The following is a 20,040-nucleotide window of genomic DNA, read 5'->3' as shown; positions in this document are numbered from 1 at the left end:
TGCGCATGCGCAAAAGCCTGATTGCACATCAGCCATCTTCGCTACGTTGCCGGGGGTGAAAAACAATGCGCTCAACGCGCAGGCGATGAGACTTGCCCTCCGGGAATACCCAATCGATCGACTGGCCAACGGAAAGTCCCAGCAATGCGCTCCCCACCGGAGCCAATACCGATATCTTCCCTGCCGGAGGATTGGCCTCATCCGGATAGACAAGCTCAACCTCTCGCCGCGTATCCGTGCTTTCATCGATATAAATCAGGCGAGAATGCATGGTGACGACATTGACGGGCATGCGATCTGCCGGGACGACAATCGCCCGATCTAGCTCATCGCCCAATTCAAGGTCTCGGGCGATTTCCCGCAGTCTGACATAATCGGGCATAGACACGATCAATGCCTCGGCATCCATGGGTTTCCTGAGTTCAAGCGCAGAAAGGTATTGTGTATTCGTAGTCGTCATCAGCTGCATGGTACCCAAGCCCGCGCATACTGATTAGCATTGAATTTCGAATTACAATGTATCCAATATGGCAACAATCTTTCATCAGCAAACTTATCCCGATATTCAGCATGCTTGATCTAAATCTGATTGCCATATTCGCGCGCGTCGTGGAGTCGGGAAGCTTCGCTGAAGCTGCCCGGCGCCTGTCTACCTCCCGCTCAGCCGTGAGCAAGGCAGTCGCCAAACTGGAACTTGCGCTCGGCGCCCGCCTGCTGAACCGCACAACGCGCCACCTGAGCCTGACCGAAGTCGGCGCGGTCATCGCCGAATACGGCAGCCGTATCATTGAGGAGGCAGCCGAAGCCGAAAACCTCGTTGCCAGCCTGATGACGGAGCCGCGCGGTACCCTGCGCGTCAGTGCCTCGGTTGCTTTTGGAACGCTCCATGTTGCACCGGCCCTGGCTGAATTTCTTCCCAAATATCCTGGCTTGAAAGTGGATCTGACAATCACCGACCGCTGGGTCGATCTTGCAGAAGAAGGATACGACATAGCCATTCAGGTTACGGGCGACCCGCCTCAGCACCTGGTTGCGCGCAAACTGGCCCCCGTGAGGCGAAAACTGTGCGCGACCCCAGGCTACTTCCGCCGGCGCGGCATCCCGCATACGCCGACTGACCTGGTCATGCACAACTGCCTGGATTACACCCGATCCGGCGAACAAGGGCGCTGGCGATTTACCGGCCCCGATGGGGAAATTTCCGTTGCCGTTAACGGCCCGCTTCACGTCGACGATGACGAGGCACTTTCACAGGCCGTGCTGGGTGGCTTGGGCATGGGGCTGCTGCCCACCTTCATCATCGGCAAGGATCTTCAGGAAGGAAAGCTGCAGGCCGTGCTGTCGGAATACATTCCGGTGGAGCGTCACGTCTACGCCATGTACCCGCCAACCCGGCATCTGCCGAACAAAACCAGGGTTTTCATTGATTTCCTGGTGGCGCATATCGGTGCAGAACCCTACTGGGATCGAACCGCAAATTAAGCTTGCTCAGGCCGACAACCTTGAGAGCTGCGGTGCAGTGCAAGCCATGTGGCTACGGTTGAGACTACTGACGATAGCCTTGATGGATGCAGTCACGATATTGGTGTCCATGCCCACCCCGTAAAATTCGCGCCCTTGCGCGGCAATCTCGATAAAAGCGCAGGCACTTGCTTCCCCACCGTTTACACTGGCAGAAATGGATCGCTCTTCGAAACTGCGTACCTGAAGTTCGATATCCGCCCCTCTGAGTGCGCGGATCGCAGCATCGATAGGCCCATTGCCTTCTCCCGTAAGCAAGTAAGAAACGCCTCCGATTTCGATGGAAAGCCGAATGCCCTGGCCATTGCCATGCTCAAAGAGGTGATGTCCGCCATAGCGGACTTGCTCTGCGGGTTCGAGGTAAGTGGCTGAGAAAAGTTGCCAGATATCGGAAGCGCTCACTTCGCCGCCATTGGCATCGGTGTGCTGTTGCACGACCCCAGAAAATTCAACCTGCAAGCGCCGCGGCAAGGTTATGCCATATTTGCTTTCCATTAAATACGCTATTCCTCCCTTGCCTGACTGGCTATTCACCCGAATGACCGAATCGTAATTCCGGCCCAGATCTGACGGATCGATGGGGAGGTATGGAACATTCCACGGATCGCCTGCCTTTTGAGCCGCGAATCCCTTCTTGATGGCATCCTGATGAGAGCCGGAGAAGGCCGTGAAAACAAGGTCACCCACATACGGATGACGCGGATGAATCGGCAGCTGATTACAGTCTTCGACTGTGCGGCCGATGGCATTGATGTCGGAAAAGTCGAGCCCCGGCTGGATGCCTTGGGTGTACATGTTGAGGGCAATCGTAACGAGATCGACGTTGCCCGTACGTTCACCGTTACCAAACAAGCAACCTTCGAGGCGCTCCGCCCCTGCCATCAAGCCTAATTCTGCAGACGCGACCGCAGTGCCGCGATCATTGTGGGGATGCAAGCTGAGAATGATGCTATCGCGACGTTCGAGATGCCGGTGCATCCATTCGATTTGATCCGCGTAGACGTTGGGCGTCGCGACTTCCACTGTCGTCGGCAAGTTAAGGATTACCTTACGCTCCGGAGTGGCGTTCCAGGCAGCGGTGACTGCATTGCAGACTTTCAATGAGAACTCTAATTCAGTGGCAGTAAATGTTTCAGGGCTGTACTCAAGCACCACCTCCGTTTCCGGCATATCGGCAGACAATTCCTTGACGAGGGTGACAGCATTGACGGCCATGGCTTTAACCTCGTCTTTGCTCATGCCAAAAACAACATCCCTGAAGGGCTGGGAGGTCGCGTTATAAACGTGCACGATAACCCGCCGCGCGTCCTTGATGGACTCCATGGTGCGGCGAATAAGATGCGCACGCGCCTGAGTGAGCACTTCAATCGTCACATCCTCTGGAATGTGTTTTTCCTCGATCAGGGTACGAACAAAATTAAAGTCGGTTTGCGATGCCGAAGGGAAAGCCACCTCGATTTCCTTGAAACCGATCTGGCAGAGCATCTTGAACATGCGCATCTTCTTCTCACCATCCATCGGCTCAAACAACGACTGATTGCCATCACGCAAGTCAGTACTCATCCAGATGGGTGGTGTGGTGATGACCTTGTTTGGCCATTCACGATCCCGCAGCGCTACCGGGGTAAACGGACGATATTTTTTAGATGGGTCCTGCAGCATGAGAAGCTCCAGATGAAAATCAATAGGAGCAATTTTAAATGCTTCCCTGAAAATATTATTGCGAACTCAGGATGAGTCTTGCATGATATTGAAATATTATTTCTATATTTAATAAATTATTGAATTAATATTGCTTACTATTAGTTAATAGAGAAATCCATATGGAAATCGATCGATACGACAGAATGATTTTGGAGGCATTGCAGAGTGATGGCCGAATGAGCAATCAGGATCTGTCCGACCATATCGGGCTTTCACCCGCACCTTGCCTGCGCCGAGTACGCGCGCTGGAAGAAGAAGGGTATATCACCGGTTACAAAGCGGTCCTGGATGCAAAGAAACTCGGACTATCGCTCTTGGCGCTGATCGGTATTTCGATGGATCAGCACACTCCAGAACGCTTCGCAAACTTCGAGGCCACCATTGCCAAAATCCCCGAGGTGCTGGAATGCTTGCTCATTACCGGGCAGCAGTCCGACTACCAGCTTAAGGTAGTCGTAAAAGACATGGATGCCTATCAAGAATTACTTCTAAATCAGATCACGCGTATTGCAGGTGTGACAGGGGTCCATACCAGCTTTGTTCTCAGAAGAGTGATCGACAATCCGTCCTTGCCCCTTTCGAAAGCATGAGTATGCTCAGGGCCTTTTGCATAACCTCGCTCATCTCTTGCGAGCTGGTAAATCACTTTGAAGAAAACCGTCTTCTGTAATCGGAAGGCGATACTGACAAGTTGCGCTGGAAGGTAATACGCATATGTTCCTCATCGCCGAATCCACAGCGCCGTGCTATTTCCGAGATGCTGTGGGGAGAGTCTTCCAATAATCTCCTTGCGGCTTCCAGCCTGAATATTTCAACCGCCTTGGCTGGAGTTCTGCCTGTCTTCTGCTTGTATACGCGCGCAAAGTTACGTGGGCTCATATTGCATCGCCGGGACAATATATCGATAGTCAGATCGGCTCCAAGATTATTAACAATCCAGAGATGAAGCTGCTCGAACGACGCGTCGGCTGATTGGGATTGAAGTAATTCGCTGAACTGGGACTGCCCTCCGGGGCGCTTCATATACACGACCAGCTCACGCGCGACTTGCATCGCAATATGGCGCCCACAATCCTCCTCTATGAGAGCCAGAGCCAAATCAATACCGGCAGTGACTCCAGCCGACGTCCAGATCGACTCTTGCCGTACAAAGATGGCATCGCGGTCCAACTGGATAGTAGGGTGGCGCTCCTTTAGCATATCCATCATCGCCCAATGTGTTGCCGCCCTTTTGCCCTCAAGCAATCCCGCTTGAGCCAAAAGGAACGCCCCGCTACAGACAGAGGCTATGCGCCGGGTCTTACCCGATTTCTGATATAGCCATTCGGCTAAAGGAGTAGAGTTCTCAAGTACTTGGATGATATGCGGAGAGCCGGGGACTACAATCGTATCTATGTCTGCATCAATAAAATCAGCGAGTGGACGGGTTTCTAAAACGACGCCTTCTGCACTCGCAACCAAACCGCCATCCAGACTGACCGTATGCCGGTCATACTCGGCAAGGCCTTGTCCTACCATATATCTTGAGGCTGCCCAGAATACAGTCTGGGCTCCCGTTAAATCCAGCAATCCCATCTCGGGAAAAGCAACAAACAGGATCAGCTTTTCATGTTTCTGGGAATATGGCGGATATTTAGGGATATATGTCATTTCCGCCAAATTCTTTCATCAATAAAATGCTTGGTCAATAACCGCAGTCAAGGAGAATGAAATGAAAATCGTGGTGATAGGCGGCACAGGCTTGATTGGAAAGAAGGTTGTCAGGAATTTAAGGCAGATAGGGCATGATGTATTACCCGCATCCCCGAATACCGGAGTGAATACGATCACCGGTGAAGGTCTGACTGAAGCTATCACAGGCGCGGATATCGTGATCGATGTAGCCAATTCACCCTCTTTCGAAGATGCTGCCGTGATGCAATTTTTCGAGACCGCGGGACATAATATTGCCGCAGCCGAGCAAGTCGCTAACGTTAAACACCATATTGCCCTGTCCGTGGTGGGTACCGAAAATCTGCAGGAAAGCGGGTATTTCCGGGCAAAGCTGGTTCAAGAAAACCTTATTAAACGTTCCGGAATCCCTTATACCATCGTTCGCGCCACACAATTTTTCGAGTTTCTAAACAGCATTGCGGACTCTGCGACTTCGGGAGACCAGGCAAGGCTGACTTCAGCATTATTCCAACCCATGGCAGCAGAGGATGTTGCTTCCCTCTTATCCAGGTTTTCGCTGGAAACTCCCAGAAACCGCACTATCGACATTGCCGGCCCGGAAAAGCTGCCTCTCCACGACGCAGTACAGGCCGCATTGAAAGCAAAGAAAGATCCCCGGAAGGTGATTCAGGACGATAAAGCGCCCTACTTTGGCATGGTAATAAGCGACCGGTCTTTGACACCGCAAGGTGAAGCCACGCTGGGACAAACAACATTAAAAGATTGGCTGGCATTGCAATGAATCAATTCAGGACGCCTGCAGGACGATCCATTCTTGCAATGGTAGCGGCGAACAGCATTTTCCTTACACTGAATGGTTTGTTCATGATTGCCGACCCCAAAACATGGTATGAAATGGTACCTGGTGTCATCAATACCGGATTCTATAACCAGCACTTCATCCGTGATATTGGCATCGTTCAGCTTCTGCTGGGTATTGCCTTTGTGGCTGGCTGTTTCCGACCTCGGGAGCGTCTGGTACTTTGGGGAGCCGCAACCATTTGGCTAATCGCTCACGCTATTTTTCACCTGTGGGAGGTGGCAGTAGGCATTTGCGGCCCATCAACATTGTTGCGGGATTTTCCAGCTGTAACACTTCCTGCAATCATAGGACTTGTTGCGATCACCTTTCTTCGGATCAACAACCAAGCAGGACATCAACAACCCGACGGTTGAGCGTTAAGTGGTCTGATGAACACGAAAAAGGGCCAGTTTCCTCGCGGAACTGGCCCTTTTCTCTATCTGGTGCGCTCGAAACGAATACGGCATGTCTCGGTCTAGCTCTTGGCCTGTTTTAGTAACTCAAGCTGCGTTAATAATGCTCGCAGAGCCTGCAGGATTATCCAGAAAGGAAAAATGTCCGGTGTTCTTTAGAGTAGCGAAGCGTACGTGTTTGGGTAATCTACGTCGATTTTGTTCAAATGCATAAGAAGGTGACCAATCCTTGTCCCCGTAGATTACCTGGGTGGGAATTGAATCCGGAATTTTGGGATATTCCTTATCGGCAATTTGTGGCCAGCTAGAGGCTTCTTTCATTAGTGATTTCATCACAAAAGGAAACCTTTCATCCTGACTAGGCACGGTAAGCAATTTTTCGACAAACTCATCGGACAGATTCTTGTTGTTTGCGAATCCGGCCTGCAATATCAATCGGAACAATGCCGGAAACTCAAGTTTGAAAGGTTGTTCAGTGTATCGTCCGACATAGGAAACGACGCTGCCTATGGGCCCACCGATAAGAGAGCCCATGCTGTCGTGGGGATTGAATGCGATTACCTTGGAAACGCGTTGCGGCATGCGTGCGGCCAGACATAGCGCAATGGTCCCGCCGATCGATTCTCCCACCAGGGTTATTTCTTTCAGATCAAGCTTCTCTACCAGAGCGGCGATCGTCTCGACGAAGAGCGTCGCGTTGTAAGGCTGGGTCAATTCTTTCGATGAACGGCCATAGCCGGGCAGATCGGGAACGATGATCCGGTAATGATCTGCCAATAGCGGCGCGATGCGCTCGGTATACTCGATTTGAGTACGCAGTGTATGCAGTAGCAGCATTGTGCGTTCGCCTCGCCCTGTTTCCCAATAACATATGTCCCGATCATTAACCCGAATATTCGAATATGCGTTCACCTTGATGCTCCTTTAAGAATTGTTTTCTTAAAGGCAAAAACTCCAGCTCCTCATCGAGGAACCGAAGTTATTGCCCTCATCTTGCTTCATGCTCAGGATTTTGTGTAACGGTAGTTTGCCTGAAACTTGCGGGTGAAAAGATCCGATGCTGTCTCAGTCTTCACTGGCTTGCTATCAGATACCGCCGGAGTGATGCGGGGCGTTTTACCGAGCACGGTGCTTGCAAATGCCCCGAGAGATTTATCGACGTCTGGCGTTTCATTTGAGACTGAGGTAGCAGCCGGTTTCCAGTTACCTTGTATTGTCCCGTAAACAAAAGTGTTCCGAGACTGATCAAGATTATTTCCATCGGCCAAAGCGATGCCACTTGCTGCGGTAATCGAAAAAAGCAGACTGTTGATAAGAACTGATTTGATTTTCATGATGTAGACCCTCATTCAAGTTAAGAAAAATGTTCCATTAATTTCCCTGAAACGAAAAACCGCTGGCCCTTCGTCGAGTAATTATGTAACATGGATTACATTATTAGGCCGTGATTTGCTTTTGTCAACATATTTATGTAATCTAGATTAAATTATTTGAAATTGAGGTTTCAAAATGCCCCCAGCAGGTCGTCCAAGAACATTTGATCGCGAGGAAGCGCTAAAGAAAGCCATGCTGGTTTTCTGGGAGAAAGGCTTCGAAGGCACCACCATGGCTGACTTGATCGCCGCCATTGGAATGAAAGCTCCCAGCGTGTATGCAGCCTTTGGAAACAAAGACACCTTGTTCAGAGAGGTGGTAGAGCTTTATAAGAATAAAGTCGAGCAAGGGCCTCTTAAAGCCCTCAACGAAACAACTTCAATCTTGAATGCTCTTGAAAATTCCCTGAATGAAAGTGTCAAGATGGTTTCAGGGCCCGAGGCATCCAGCTGCTTGATTATGGCGGGTGCGATCAACTGCGCACCGGAACATCAGGAACATGTTCAACACCTCAGGAATCTGAGGGCTATGTACAAGGAAACACTGAAGAAGAGATTCATGCGGGCAATAAAAGATGGTCAGTTAATTGAAGGTGCTGAGCCTGATGCATTGGCCGAGTTCTATTTTGGTTTCATACATGGCCTGGCATTGCGGGCAAAGGATGGATCCACAAAAAGGGAACTCCACTCCTCATGCAAATTTGCATTGGAGGCACTCAGGTCGGTGTTACGCGACTCCAATGTTCAGCATTAGTGTTTCCTTTTAATTTAGGAATTACGGGCTGACCTTGCGGCCAGCCCTGGCAAGTTTAAACGCGCAGCCTATGCAAATCCCGGGTTGCTCAGGATAAGCCGGGAATTCACTCACGAGCACGCTACAGCGTAGGCTCAGACTGCCTCTGCTAACTTGCAATTTGTTCGGCTGCGGCCTCTTTGATTCCAGCTGCCGCTTGGGCGGCAAGACCGTTGGCTGCTGCTTGTGAATCTTGAAATTCCTCAAGCGCATGGACTTTGCCCCAGCGCAGGGTAAACACGTGAAGACCACGATTAACGTACGCATCGCCATTCAAGAGCGTGCCGGTACCGTCCCACTCGACAAACACAGTTGTATTCCAGGGCAATCCCTTCACCCAGATGTTGTTGACCTTGATTTTGAGATTGGGCAGGACACGGCCGAGACGCTCAAACCAGCGGCGCAGGGCTTCTTTGCTGTGGCGCTCACCACCCAGTGCGTGAACGCCCGAAACGCGGTGATGAACATGCGGCGCGACTGCATTCACTGCCTCGTCCCAACGATGGTTGTTGACGTCGTCGAAAGTCTGACGGATTTTGCTCTTAACAATGGTGCTGTATATCATTATCAAGTCCTCCAATTATGTGAAAGGATGGCCAATCGCGGGTGCCAAGCCTAAGCTTTTGACTGGCTCTGAATCTACGGCAGTGCTCTGTATCTGAATCATGCCTTTCATGGTTGCGTTAATGCAGCTCTAGTTTTCAGCGGGTACCGCTGTTGTTAGGGCGTTTGAAGATTGTGAAATCCCATTGCTCCCTTCCCAGCCACCACCGAGAGCCTTGAATGCTGCAACAGCCGAACGGGCAGATTCGATTTGCGCTTGGACTTTTGCATCGGATGTTCGCAACAGATTTTCATCTGCGTGCAATACCTCGATCAGGCTGACTACGCCCTTTTGATATGCGGCAAAAGAGGAATCCCGCGCCTGGGAAAGCGATTGCTCGCCTTGCAACAAGATAATTGCCTGCTCTTCACGTTTAACCAAAGCAGATATGGAGTTCTCCACATCCTCGGTCGCCCGAAGTGCCGCCTGGCGATAGGCAGCCAGGGCCTCGGCCTCCTGACCTTTTGCCAGATCGATCTGCGCGTTGATGCGCGAAAAATCGAATAGACGCCAACGCAGGCCAAGTACTCCCGCTGCTTGATTCGCCCCGGCGCTGAGAAGATTTCCTCCCGAGATGGCTGATGCACTGCCGAGCAACACACTAAGTGCAAGTTTTGGATAGTATTCGGCCGTTGCCGCACCAATTTTTGCATTGGCTGCCGCCAACCGGCGCTCCGCCACGATCAGATCAGGTCTGCGTCGCAGCAAGTCCGCAGGGGATCCCGCCGAAGATATTTGTGGAGCTACAGGTATTGGGCCGGCTTTGCCAAATTCAGCTCTATAGGTACCAGGCGCAACCCCAAGCATCACATCCAGGGCATTCATGGCGGAATCTAGGCCGGCTTCAAGCATTGGAATGGTCGCTTTAACCTGAGCGACCGCACCCTCGGCCTGTTGCACCTGAAGCCTGGGGGCGAGGCCTTTGGAATACAGCATGTTCACCTTCGAGAGAAGTTGCTGCTGCGTTTCGAGTTGCTGCCTGGCGACACCGAGTCGAGCCTGCAATCCACGGATAGTGATGTAAAGATCTGCCGTTTGTGCTGCAACCGCGAGGCGAGTTGCGGTTCCTCCTGCCTGGGCCGCCTGGTATTCCGCCACCGCAGCCTCTTGCCCGCGGCGCAATCCACCGAATATATCCAGCTCCCAAGCCGCAGTCAGGTTTGCCTCGTAAAGACTCCCATCCCTATCATAGCCGGGAACAGCGTTAAGCAGTTGTCCTATGGGAGTTTCAAGCGATTGATGGTTTTTAGCGGCTTGCGCACTCACGTTGCCTGAAGGAAGTAACGCGGCACGCGCCGACCCGAGGCCAGAGCGTGCTTGTGCAATGCGCGCTGAAGCCTGGGCCATATCCAGGTTTTGATCCAGTGCCAATAGCACGAAGCGACTTAACTGCGGATCGCCGAACCCCTCCCACCAGGCAGCAAGATTCGCGTTTGATATAGCGCTGCGCTGTTCAAGCTGAGTCTGGCCAAGATAACGCTCCGGGAGCGATACATTCGGCTTCTTGTAGTCAGGGCCGACTGCGCAGCCGGCCATAAGACTGGCGCCTAACAAAAGAGCAAGAGGGCGGCAAGAGAACATAGCGATCCTTGAACTTTATAGAGTTGAATGGTGACTATATTACAATATGGTCACTGTTTGTCAATCTATTCAAGTCGAGGTAAGCTAATTAAATGAACGAAAAAACCCAACCCATCCCGAGAGGTCCTTCCGACCATAATGTCCGAACACAGATTGTGGAAGCAGCGGCTGAGCATTTCAGCCGCTACGGCTACGAAAAAACAACCGTTTCCGATCTGGCCAAGGCCATTGGTTTTTCCAAGGCTTACATCTATAAATTCTTCGACTCAAAGCAGGCCATTGGTGAGGTGATTTGCACCAATTGCCTGAATGCCATTCTGGAAGCCATCAATGAGGCCATGCTTGACGCCCCCACCGCTTCCGAACGGTTCCGGCGCATGTTTAAAGCGGCGGTAGAGGCAAGCGTGCATCTATTTTTTCATGACCGAAAACTCTATGACATCGCGGCGTCCGCTGCCGGCGAGCAATGGCAGGCCGTTGCCGCCTATCAGGATCAAGTCATGAAAATCATCCTGCAGATTCTGCGCGAAGGACGCGAAGCGGGCGAGTTCGAGCGGAAGACGCCAATAGACGAAACCACAAATGCCATCTATTTGGTCATGCGGCCCTACATGAATCCTTTGCTGCTGCAACACAATCTCAGCCTTGCCGATGAAGTTCCCGTCATCCTTTCAGGTTTGGTGCTGCGAAGTTTAGCTCCATAATTTTATGTGACTATTGACTAATTTGGTCACTAGAAGGAAAATGCGGTTCCTATCTTTTGGAGGGGAACCCAAATGCTTCGCCGTAAACTTGCTTCAGCCACCGTTATTGGCTTATTGCCGCTGGCACTGATTGCGTGCAGTAATAAAACGCCGCCCGACCCTCGCACACAAACTCCGTTGGTTAAAACGGGAAGCGTTCAAGCTGCTTCTGATTTATCACGCTCCTTCACGGGAACCGTCGCCGCTCGAGTTCAAAGCGATCTGGGATTTCGTGTCCCAGGCAAGGTTCTCGAACGCTTGGTCGACGCAGGCCAAATCGTTAAACGTGGTCAGCCGCTCATGCGCATCGACCCCATCGATCTGCAATTGGCGGCACATGCACAGCATGAGGCCGTAATGGCCGCAAAGGCCCGTGCCGATCAAGCAGTGGAAGAGGAAATCAGGCATCGTGATCTGGTAGCAGTTGGGGCTGTATCCGCCTCGGCTTATGATCAAATCAAAGCGGCGGCTGAAACAGCCTCTGCGCAACTCAAAGCGGCGGAAGCGGAAGCAGATGTGGCAAAGAACGCATCCAGCTATGCGGTCTTATTCGCTGATGCCGACGGCGTTGTAGTAGATACCCTGGTTGAACCGGGACAAGTCGTCAACGCAGGCCAGACCGTCGTGCGCATCGCACATTCAGGGAAGCGCGAAGCTGTCGTATACCTGCCGGAAACCTTGCGTCCCTCGTTAGGCTCCCTTGCTCAGGCGAAACTCTATGGCAAGGATAATTTGGCCGTACCGGCGAAACTCAGGCAGCTTTCCGGATCGGCAGACGGTGTGTCACGTACGTTTGAAGCGAGGTATGTACTGGATGACGCATTAGCCAATGCCCCCCTCGGTGCAACTGTCACCATTCAGATCAAGGAAAACCACGCTTCGGAGCAATCCGGCCTGGAAGTGCCTATAGGAGCCATTTTCGATTCGGGAAAAGGTCCGGGTGTGTGGGCGCTCGAAGGGCAACCGCTACACGTAACCTGGCGTCCCGTAAAAATCCTGAGCCTGGGTGACGATACCGCCCGTGTAGAAGGGAATCTCAAGGCAAATGACCAAATCGTCATGCTGGGTGCCCATCTTCTTCGCGCAGGAGAAAAAGTCAGGATTGCCACTAGCGAAGCGGCCATATCAGGGTCGAACCATGGGGAAGCAAAATGAGCTCCTTTAATCTTTCGGCGCTTGCCGTCCGCGAGCGGGCGATCACCTTATTCCTGATTATTTTGATAACGGTTGCAGGCACCATCGCCTTTTTCAAGATGGGCAGGGCCGAAGATCCTCCCTTCACGGTAAAGATCATGACTGTGGTCACTGCCTGGCCGGGAGCGACGGCGCAGGAAATGCAGGATCAGGTCGCGGAGAAAATCGAAAAGCGCATGCAGGAGTTGCGCTGGTATGACCGCACGGAAACTTACACCCGGCCCGGCCTGGCTTTTACCAAGGTGACCCTGCTCGACAGTACGCCTCCATCCGCAGTTAAAGAGGAGTTCTACCAGGCGCGAAAGAAAATAAGCGACGAATCGCTAAATCTTCCAGCCGGGGTCATCGGCCCCTTTGTGAATGACGAATATGCAGACGTAACCTTTGCCCTGTTTGCCTTGACGGCGACAGGAGAGCCGCAGCGGCTGCTGGTGCGCGATGCTGAAAAATTGCGTCAGCGCCTGCTGCATGTGGCTGGCGTCAAGAAAGTGAACATCATCGGCGAGCAACCCGAGCGCATCTATGTGGCTTTTTCCCATGATCGCCTGGCGACCCTGGGGATATCGCCGCAGCAAATTTTTTCAGCGCTGCATACGCAAAATGTCTTGACGCCCGCAGGTTCGATCGATACCAAAGGGACTCAAGTATTTATCCGGATTGAAGGTGCTTTTGACCAGCTACAGAAAATCCGCGATACACCGGTATCTGCCCAAGGCCGGATACTGAAGCTATCGGACGTGGCCACGGTAGAGCGTGGTTATGAAGACCCATCAACCTTTCTCGTCCGCAACAATGGCAAACCCGCGATCCTGCTGGGTATCGTCATGCGCGAGGGATGGAACGGCCTCGATCTGGGGCGGGCATTGGATGCGGAAGTCACATCAATCAGCGCCGAAATGCCGTTGGGCATGAGTTTGAGCAAAGTGACCGACCAGGCTGTGAATATCGATATTTCGGTCGATGAGTTCATGGTCAAGTTCTTCGTGGCTCTGCTCGTGGTCATGCTGGTGAGTTTCTTGAGCATGGGCTGGCGCGTGGGGCTGGTAGTTGCGGCTGCAGTGCCCTTGACGCTGGCTGCTGTATTTATCGTCATGGCAGCTACTGGCAAGAATTTCGACCGGATCACATTGGGATCGCTGATTCTGGCGCTTGGCCTGCTGGTGGACGACGCCATCATCGCGATCGAAACGATGGTAGTAAAAATGGAGGAAGGTTATAGCCGTATTGCCGCTTCCGCCTATGCGTGGAGCCATACCGCAGCCCCGATGTTGTCAGGCACCCTGGTCACCGCCATTGGTTTTATGCCCAATGGTTTTGCCCAATCCACCGCCGGCGAATACACCAGCAATATGTTCTGGGTCGTGGGTACGGCCCTGATTGCATCCTGGATCGTCGCCGTGGTTTTCACGCCCTATCTAGGCGTCAAGATGCTGCCGGAGCTGGAGAAGATAGAAGGCGGTTACAAAGCGATCTATAGCACCCCGAATTACAACCGCTTTCGCTCGCTATTGGGGCGCGTCATTCGTTATAAGTGGATCGTTACGGCCATCGTTATAGGCGCTTTTGTCCTGGCCATTCTCGGCATGGGTGTAGTGAAGAAGCAGTTTTTCCCCACCTCCGACCGTCCTGAGGTGCTGGTCGAGATTCAAATGCCTTATGGAACCTCGATCGAGCAGACCAGTGGCGCCACGGCCAAGGTTGAAGCATGGCTGGCGAAACAGAAGGAAGCGAAAATCGTAACGTCCTATATCGGTCAGGGCGCCCCACGCTTCTACCTGGCCATGTCGCCCGAACTACCTGATCCGTCCTTCGCGAAGCTCGTGGTGCGGACGGAGAATCAAGAGGAACGCGAGATTCTGAAGCTGAGGCTGCGTCAGGCCATCGCGGACGGATTGGCTCCGGAGGCCAGCGTACGTGTCACACAACTGGTATTCGGGCCCTATTCCCCATACCCCGTCGCTTTCCGCGTTACCGGGCCAGACCCTGAAAAATTGCGCTCCATTGCAGCCGATGTCGGGCAAGTCATGAACGCAAGCCCAATGATGCGAACCGTCAATGCCGATTGGGGCGAACGTGTGCCGGCCCTGCACTTCACTCTGCAGCAGGACCGGCTTCAGGCTGTCGGGCTGACTTCCAACAGCGTCGCACAGCAGCTTCAGTTTCTGCTGAGCGGCGTGCCCGTCACCGAAGTTCGTGAGGATATCCGCTCGGTACAGGTTGTTGGTCGGGCAGCAGAAAACATGCGCCTGGATCCGGAGAAAATATCCGGCTTCACATTGATCGGCTCGGCAGAACAACGCGTCCCGTTGTCGCAGATAGGGGTGGTTGATGTCCGTATGGAAGAGCCGATTCTGCGCCGGCGCGACCGTACCCCGACAATTACGGTACGCGGTGACATTGCCGAAGATTTGCAGCCGCCGGATGTATCTACCGCCATCATGGCGAAACTGCAGCCCGTGATCGACAAGCTTCCAGCCGGCTATCGCATCGAAGAGGCGGGCTCCATCGAAGAATCAGGCAAGGCGACCAAGGCACTGCTGCCCCTGTTCCCGATCATGATTGCGGTGACCTTGCTGATCCTCATCCTCCAGGTGCGCTCGATCGCGGCCATGGTCATGGTATTTGCCACCAGTCCGCTGGGGCTGATCGGCGTCGTGCCGACACTGATATTGTTCCAGCAACCTTTTGGCATCAATGCACTGGTAGGCCTGATCGCCTTGTCGGGGATCCTGATGCGCAACACCCTGATCCTGATTGGGCAAATCGAGCATAACCTGGAGGAAGGACTGCAGCCTTTTGACGCAGTAGTCGAAGCCACCGTCCAACGAGCCCGGCCGGTTATCCTCACTGCCCTGGCTGCGATCCTGGCGTTTATTCCGCTCACCCATTCAGTATTCTGGGGAACGTTGGCATATACCCTGATTGGCGGCACTCTTATCGGTACGGTACTCACTCTTGCGTTCCTACCGGCCATGTACGCCATTTGGTTCAAAATCAGGCTCCCGAATACTGGCGACAGTATCGCAATTGCTTCAGGAACCACTCCTTGATTTACAGATAGCTAACCGCCACCCTGTACTTCGGGCACCCCTATCAAAGGGGTGTTCGAACAAGGCAGGTGATGAGACCTCTTCGGCTTCATGCCTATCTCTACCGAGATTCCAGTAATTTTGTGAATGGCTTGGAGTTCATGTTTTCTATGAATTTTGCACAGTCTGATGATTGCACTTAAATTCGGACTTGAGCCTGAGTGACAAGTGTACAAATGCTTTTCAATAGCACAAATGAAAAAGGCCACATTGCTGTGGCCTCTATGAATTTGGCGCGCCCGAAGAGATTCGAACTCCTGACCCCTTGGTTCGTAGCCAAGTACTCTATCCAGCTGAGCTACGGGCGCGTAAATTGCAATCGACATTGCGTCGAAGAGGCGTGCATTATACCGAATTCTCCTCGACGCGCAAGCCGGCCCCTCGCTAATTTCGCCTATCCTCTTTCGCGCGAGCAGTTCCGAAGGCGGACAGACGTTATAATCGCCGGATGAAATTGCTCGCCCTCGATACCTCCACCGAATATCTTTCGCTGTGCCTGTGGCAGGACGGCGCCATGCTGTCGCGCGACTTGCTGGCGGGGCAGAAGCATTCGCAGCTTATTTTGCCGATGCTGGGCGAAATGCTGGCCGAAGCGGGATTGACTTTGCCGGAACTCGACGGCATCGCCTTCGGTGCGGGGCCGGGTTCGTTTACCGGGCTGCGCATCGGGTGCGGCGTGGCGCAGGGGTTGGCCTTCGGCGCAAATCTGCCGGTGGTCGGCGTGAGCACTTTGCTCGCGCTGGCGCAGCAGACGGACGCAGAGCGCGTGATCGCGTGCCTGGATGCGCGCATGGGCGAGGTTTATCACGCGGCTTATGTTCGCCACGGGTCGGGGTGGCAGATCGCATGCGAACCCGGTCTTTACAAGCCGCAGGATGTGCCTTCCATCGAGGGCGGCGCGTGGTTTGGCATTGGCAGCGGCTGGGCGGCTTACGGCGATATTCTGAATGCGTGTTATGCCGGGCAGGTCGATAAGTGTAATGGTCAGGCTTTCCCGCATGCACGCGATATCGCCGCGCTGGCCGCCAACGAATTTGCCGCCGGCAAGGCCCTGCCTGCCGCCGAAGCGGCGCCGATTTACATCCGCAACAAGGTTGCGCTGACGATGGCGGAACGATGAACGCAGTGGTCAAGCCATCCAACGGGTTTCGCCCGATGCAGTTCGAGGATCTCGACCGCGTCATGGAAATCGAACCCCGGATTTATTCGCATCCGTGGTCGCGCGGCAATTTCGCCGACTCGCTGCATGCCGGTTATAGCTGCTGGGTGTATGAATTCGACGGCGAAGTCGTCGGCTATGCAGTGATGATGTCGGTGCTGGATGAAGCGCACTTGCTCAATATAAGCATCGCGGGCGATTATCAAGGCCGCGGCATGGGCCGTGCGCTGCTGGAGCATGTGATCGAAACCGCCCGACGCCATGGGGCGCAAATGATGTTCCTCGAAGTCAGGCCTTCCAACACAAATGCCATCGCATTGTACGAGAGCATGGGATTCAATGAATTCTCGATCCGCAAGGGTTATTACCCGGCACATAATGGCCGGGAAGACGCGATACTGATGGGGCTGGCGTTATGAGTTTGCCGCGCGAAGAGATATTGAAAGAATTGGAATTGCTGCCGGTTTGGCGGCCGAGGGTTAGCGAGATTCAGCCGGATAACCAGGCGGATATCGCAGCTCCGGCTTTGGCAGCCGAGGCTGATGCAGGCGGGGACGCCTGCGCTCCGATAGCGCCGCCCCTTGTGACGCAGGCGCCCTCGCCTGCAAGCCCAGTTGCCAAAAAACAGGAAACTCCCGTTCCCGCCGATAACCCGCTGATCCAGGGCGTACATAATCGCGACTATCTTCCTCACCTCAAGGCTGAAGGCGGTATTTACTTCATCACTTTCCGCCTTGACGACAGTCTGCCCGCCGATGTGCTTGAACAGCTGGATGTGCTGCCGGAGCAGGAACGCAGCCGCGCCATTGAGAGATCGCTGGACCAAGGGCATGGCGAATGCCTGCTCGCCAATCCGGAGTTGGCCGGAATCGTACGCGCCGCCTTGCTGCGCGGCGCGGATACGCGCTACCGCCTGCATGCCTGGAGCGTGATGCCCAACCACGTGCACCTGGTAATCGAGCCATTGGCCGAGCACGCGCTGAACGATATCCTGCAAGACATCAAATCGTTCACCGCACACGAGATCAATGCTGCCACTGGGCGAACGGGTACATTCTGGCAGCGCGAAAGTTTCGACCGCCTGATACGCGACGATGACGAATTCGATCGTTACTGCGCTTACGTGCGACAGAATCCGGTGAAAGCACGACTTGCGACATCCCCGGAGCTGTATGCGTTTTGCGATGCTTTTAATCCGGTTGATGCAGGCGGGGACGCCTGCGCTACGACAACGCCGCCTCCTATAGTGCAGGCGCCCTCGCCTGCATCAATGGACGTATCCGCACTCACCAAAGCCAACATCGCGGAGATGGATTGGGAAGCATTGGACGCCGCCATCAAGGCATGCGAAGCCTGTTCGTTGGCAAAAACTCGCACCCAGACCGTGACCGGCGTGGGCGACCGCAATGCCGAGTGGTTGTTCGTCGGCGAGGCACCAGGCGCAGAAGAAGATCGGCGCGGCGAGCCTTTTGTCGGTCAGGCGGGTAAACTTTTGGACAACATGCTGGCGGCCATCGATCTGAAGCGCGGCGAAAACGTCTATATCGCCAACGTGCTCAAGTGCCGTCCGCCGGAAAACCGCGATCCGCACGGCGAGGAAGTCGTCAAATGCGATCCTTTCCTCAAACGCCAGGTCGAACTGATCAAGCCCAAGCTGATCGTAGCAATGGGGCGTTTCGCGGCGCAATCGCTGCTGAATACCGATAGTTCGATAGGCGCACTGCGCGGCAAGCTGCATGATTACAATGGCGTGCCGGTAATCGTGACTTATCACCCGGCCTACCTGTTGCGCAACCTGCCGGACAAGGCCAAGGCCTGGGAAGACCTGTGCTACGCCCGCCGCACGATGCAGGACTTGCAAACACAACAGGCGGCCATATCTTGATAACAACCGCCTTCATAAGGAGATAACAACATGCGTAAATGGCTGACCGCTTTCATTGTTTTTGCGACGCTGGCGCTTTCCGGCTGTGGCTACAACACCCTGCAATCGACGGACGAGCAGATCAACGCCGCATGGTCCGAAGTACTGAACCAATACCAGCGTCGCGCCGACCTCGTACCCAACCTGGTCAACGTGGTGAAGGGCTACGCCTCGCATGAGAAGGAAGTCCTCGAAACCGTCACCAACGCCCGCGCAAAAGTCGGCAGCATCCAGGCGACGCCGGAACTGGTGAATGACGAGCAGGCCTTCGCGAAATTCCAGGCCGCGCAGGGCGAACTGACCTCCGCCCTCTCCCGCTTGCTGGTCGTTGCGGAAAACTATCCGCAACTCAAGGCCGACGCCGGCTTCCGCGATTTGCAGGCACAACTGGAAGGCACGGAAAACCGCATCGCCGTGGCGCGCAACCGCTACATCAAGGCAGTGCAGGAATACAACGTGACGGTGCGCTCCTTCCCGACCAATCTCACCGCAATGCTGTTCGGCATGAAGACCAAGCCGAATTTCACCGTTGAAAACGAGAAGGCCATCGCGACCCCGCCCAAGGTCGAGTTCTAAGTGACCGGATATGTAGCGCAGGCGTCCCCGCCTGCACCGCACCCACTGCAGGCGGGGACGCCTGCGCTACAAAAGCTGGCCCGCTGGCTGGCGATGGTGATGCTGCTTCTGCTGACTGGCATGGCGGCGGCCGATGAGGTTGCCATCCCGCCGCTCACGGCACGCGTTACCGACCTCACCGGCACGCTAACGCCGGAGCAGAAATCCTCACTGGAAGCCCGCCTTGCCGCCTTCGAGCAGCAGAAAGGCAGCCAGATCGCCGTGCTGCTCGTACCCACCACCCGACCGGAAGCCATCGAGCAATACGGCATCCGCGTTGCGGAAAACTGGAAGCTGGGCCGCAAGGGAATCGACGATGGCCTGCTGGTATTGATGGCGACGCAGGACCGCGAAGTCCGCATCGAGGTCGGCTACGGCCTGGAAGGCGTGGTGCCGGATGTGATCGCCAAGCGCGTGATCGAGGAAATCATGATCCCGCGCTTCCGCGAAGGCGATATTGCCGGCGGCATCAATGCCGGGGTGGAACGCCTGATCGGGCTGGTGGAAGGCGAACCCCTGCCGCCGCCCAAGCAGCAAACCGCCAGCGGCGGCGCGTTCGATAAATATTTCCCCATGGTGTTCATCGCCGCCATCGTGATCGGCGGCCTGATGCGCGCCATTTTCGGCAAGGTGCTGGGCGGCATGGCAACAGGCGGGATCGTCGGCGGCATCGTCTGGCTGCTGGGCGCCGGCGTTTTCTTCGCGCTGCTTCTGGCCGTCATGGCATTCATCTTTACCCTCGGCGGCGGCCGCGGCTTTCATGGCGGCGGGCTGGGCGGCATGGGTGGAGGGGGCTTCGGCGGTGGCGGAGT

General features: G+C 54.3%; 20 protein-coding genes and 1 tRNA gene. 13 read left to right on the top strand and 8 right to left on the bottom strand.

All coding sequences use genetic code 11. From position 1 onward, the window contains the following. Nucleotides 1–28: 28 nt before the first annotated feature. Nucleotides 29–469: a nucleoside diphosphate kinase regulator gene (gene rnk, locus A7976_RS13350; RefSeq protein WP_240483889.1), complete on the bottom strand. Its 441-nt coding sequence runs from the start codon at nucleotides 467–469 to the stop codon at nucleotides 29–31. A 101-nt stretch (nucleotides 470–570) separates the two neighbouring features. Between rnk and A7976_RS13345 the strand changes: the two genes are divergently transcribed. After that, entirely contained in the window at nucleotides 571–1,482 is a 912-nt protein-coding gene (locus A7976_RS13345) for a LysR family transcriptional regulator (RefSeq protein ID WP_067113275.1), read from the top strand. 6 nt (nucleotides 1,483–1,488) lie between these two features. On the opposite strand, the gene leuA is transcribed toward A7976_RS13345, so the two are convergent. Then, nucleotides 1,489–3,183, bottom strand: coding sequence for a 2-isopropylmalate synthase (gene leuA, locus A7976_RS13340; RefSeq protein WP_067112932.1), 1,695 nt, complete (start codon nucleotides 3,181–3,183; stop codon nucleotides 1,489–1,491). Between the two features lie 161 nt (nucleotides 3,184–3,344). Here leuA and A7976_RS13335 point away from each other — a divergent pair, with 161 nt between their 5' ends. Then, nucleotides 3,345–3,815, top strand: a complete 471-nt coding sequence (locus A7976_RS13335) for an Lrp/AsnC family transcriptional regulator (protein WP_067112930.1) — start codon at nucleotides 3,345–3,347, stop codon at nucleotides 3,813–3,815. A 52-nt stretch (nucleotides 3,816–3,867) separates the two neighbouring features. Here A7976_RS13335 and A7976_RS13330 read toward each other — a convergent pair whose 3' ends face one another. Then, nucleotides 3,868–4,875: a GlxA family transcriptional regulator gene (locus tag A7976_RS13330; protein WP_067112926.1), complete on the bottom strand. Its 1,008-nt coding sequence runs from the start codon at nucleotides 4,873–4,875 to the stop codon at nucleotides 3,868–3,870. 61 nt (nucleotides 4,876–4,936) lie between these two features. Between A7976_RS13330 and A7976_RS13325 the strand changes: the two genes are divergently transcribed. Both A7976_RS13325 and A7976_RS13320 read left to right on the top strand, forming a co-directional pair. Beyond that, complete coding sequence (locus tag A7976_RS13325; RefSeq protein ID WP_067112924.1) at nucleotides 4,937–5,680, top strand: SDR family oxidoreductase; 744 nt, start codon at nucleotides 4,937–4,939, stop codon at nucleotides 5,678–5,680. Next, complete coding sequence (locus A7976_RS13320) at nucleotides 5,677–6,114, top strand: hypothetical protein (protein WP_205633540.1); 438 nt, start codon at nucleotides 5,677–5,679, stop codon at nucleotides 6,112–6,114. Before A7976_RS13325 ends, A7976_RS13320 begins: the two co-directional genes overlap by 4 nt. A gap of 126 nt (nucleotides 6,115–6,240) precedes the next feature. Here the strand turns inward: A7976_RS13320 and A7976_RS13315 are convergent, their stop codons facing one another. Continuing rightward, nucleotides 6,241–6,990 carry an alpha/beta fold hydrolase gene (locus A7976_RS13315; protein ID WP_067112922.1) on the bottom strand — a complete coding sequence of 250 codons (750 nt, stop codon included), beginning with the start codon at nucleotides 6,988–6,990 and terminating at the stop codon, nucleotides 6,241–6,243. Between the two features lie 167 nt (nucleotides 6,991–7,157). Continuing rightward, nucleotides 7,158–7,487, bottom strand: coding sequence for a hypothetical protein (locus A7976_RS13310; protein ID WP_131801032.1), 330 nt, complete (start codon nucleotides 7,485–7,487; stop codon nucleotides 7,158–7,160). Nucleotides 7,488–7,662: 175 nt separating this feature from the next. On the opposite strand from A7976_RS13310, the gene A7976_RS13305 reads away from it, so the two are divergent. Continuing rightward, nucleotides 7,663–8,280, top strand: coding sequence for a TetR/AcrR family transcriptional regulator (locus tag A7976_RS13305; RefSeq protein ID WP_067112918.1), 618 nt, complete (start codon nucleotides 7,663–7,665; stop codon nucleotides 8,278–8,280). A gap of 148 nt (nucleotides 8,281–8,428) precedes the next feature. On the opposite strand, the gene A7976_RS13300 is transcribed toward A7976_RS13305, so the two are convergent. Together A7976_RS13300 and A7976_RS13295 are read right to left on the bottom strand one after the other, a co-directional pair. Further along, nucleotides 8,429–8,884 (bottom strand): nuclear transport factor 2 family protein, encoded by a 456-nt coding sequence (locus A7976_RS13300; RefSeq protein WP_067112917.1) that lies wholly within the window; start codon nucleotides 8,882–8,884, stop codon nucleotides 8,429–8,431. A gap of 129 nt (nucleotides 8,885–9,013) precedes the next feature. Continuing rightward, nucleotides 9,014–10,504, bottom strand: coding sequence for an efflux transporter outer membrane subunit (locus A7976_RS13295; RefSeq protein WP_067112914.1), 1,491 nt, complete (start codon nucleotides 10,502–10,504; stop codon nucleotides 9,014–9,016). Nucleotides 10,505–10,596: 92 nt separating this feature from the next. On the opposite strand from A7976_RS13295, the gene A7976_RS13290 reads away from it, so the two are divergent. From A7976_RS13290 to A7976_RS13280, 3 genes are all read left to right on the top strand, one after another. Continuing rightward, nucleotides 10,597–11,208, top strand: a complete 612-nt coding sequence (locus A7976_RS13290) for a TetR/AcrR family transcriptional regulator (RefSeq protein WP_067112913.1) — start codon at nucleotides 10,597–10,599, stop codon at nucleotides 11,206–11,208. Nucleotides 11,209–11,280: 72 nt separating this feature from the next. Then, nucleotides 11,281–12,402 carry an efflux RND transporter periplasmic adaptor subunit gene (locus A7976_RS13285; protein ID WP_067112911.1) on the top strand — a complete coding sequence of 374 codons (1,122 nt, stop codon included), beginning with the start codon at nucleotides 11,281–11,283 and terminating at the stop codon, nucleotides 12,400–12,402. Beyond that, the gene (locus A7976_RS13280; RefSeq protein ID WP_067112909.1) at nucleotides 12,399–15,491 is read left to right on the top strand and encodes an efflux RND transporter permease subunit; all 3,093 of its coding nucleotides are present in this window, start codon (nucleotides 12,399–12,401) and stop codon (nucleotides 15,489–15,491) included. The genes A7976_RS13285 and A7976_RS13280 overlap by 4 nt, the downstream gene beginning before the upstream one ends. 270 nt (nucleotides 15,492–15,761) lie before the next feature. On the opposite strand, the gene A7976_RS13275 is transcribed toward A7976_RS13280, so the two are convergent. Then, nucleotides 15,762–15,838, bottom strand: a tRNA-Arg gene (locus A7976_RS13275). Between the two features lie 140 nt (nucleotides 15,839–15,978). Here A7976_RS13275 and tsaB point away from each other — a divergent pair. The 5 genes from tsaB to A7976_RS13250 form a co-directional block, all read left to right on the top strand. Then, nucleotides 15,979–16,650 (top strand): tRNA (adenosine(37)-N6)-threonylcarbamoyltransferase complex dimerization subunit type 1 TsaB, encoded by a 672-nt coding sequence (tsaB, locus tag A7976_RS13270; RefSeq protein WP_067112907.1) that lies wholly within the window; start codon nucleotides 15,979–15,981, stop codon nucleotides 16,648–16,650. Then, the gene (rimI, locus tag A7976_RS13265; protein WP_067112905.1) at nucleotides 16,647–17,108 is read left to right on the top strand and encodes a ribosomal protein S18-alanine N-acetyltransferase; all 462 of its coding nucleotides are present in this window, start codon (nucleotides 16,647–16,649) and stop codon (nucleotides 17,106–17,108) included. Before tsaB ends, rimI begins: the two co-directional genes overlap by 4 nt. After that, on the top strand, nucleotides 17,105–18,574 hold the full coding sequence (locus A7976_RS15490) for a uracil-DNA glycosylase family protein (RefSeq protein ID WP_082878151.1): 1,470 nt from the start codon (nucleotides 17,105–17,107) through the stop codon (nucleotides 18,572–18,574). Before rimI ends, A7976_RS15490 begins: the two co-directional genes overlap by 4 nt. Before the next feature lie 30 nt (nucleotides 18,575–18,604). Further along, on the top strand, nucleotides 18,605–19,189 hold the full coding sequence (locus A7976_RS13255) for a LemA family protein (RefSeq protein WP_067112903.1): 585 nt from the start codon (nucleotides 18,605–18,607) through the stop codon (nucleotides 19,187–19,189). Beyond that, a partial coding sequence (locus tag A7976_RS13250; protein ID WP_067112901.1) for a YgcG family protein occupies nucleotides 19,190–20,040 on the top strand: 851 nt, incomplete at its 3' end.

Source organism: Methylobacillus sp. MM3 (assembly GCF_001645185.1).
GTDB lineage: Bacteria > Pseudomonadota > Gammaproteobacteria > Burkholderiales > Methylophilaceae > MM2.
Note: the sequence above shows the minus strand (reverse complement) of the source record. Positions and strands in the feature narration are given on the sequence as shown.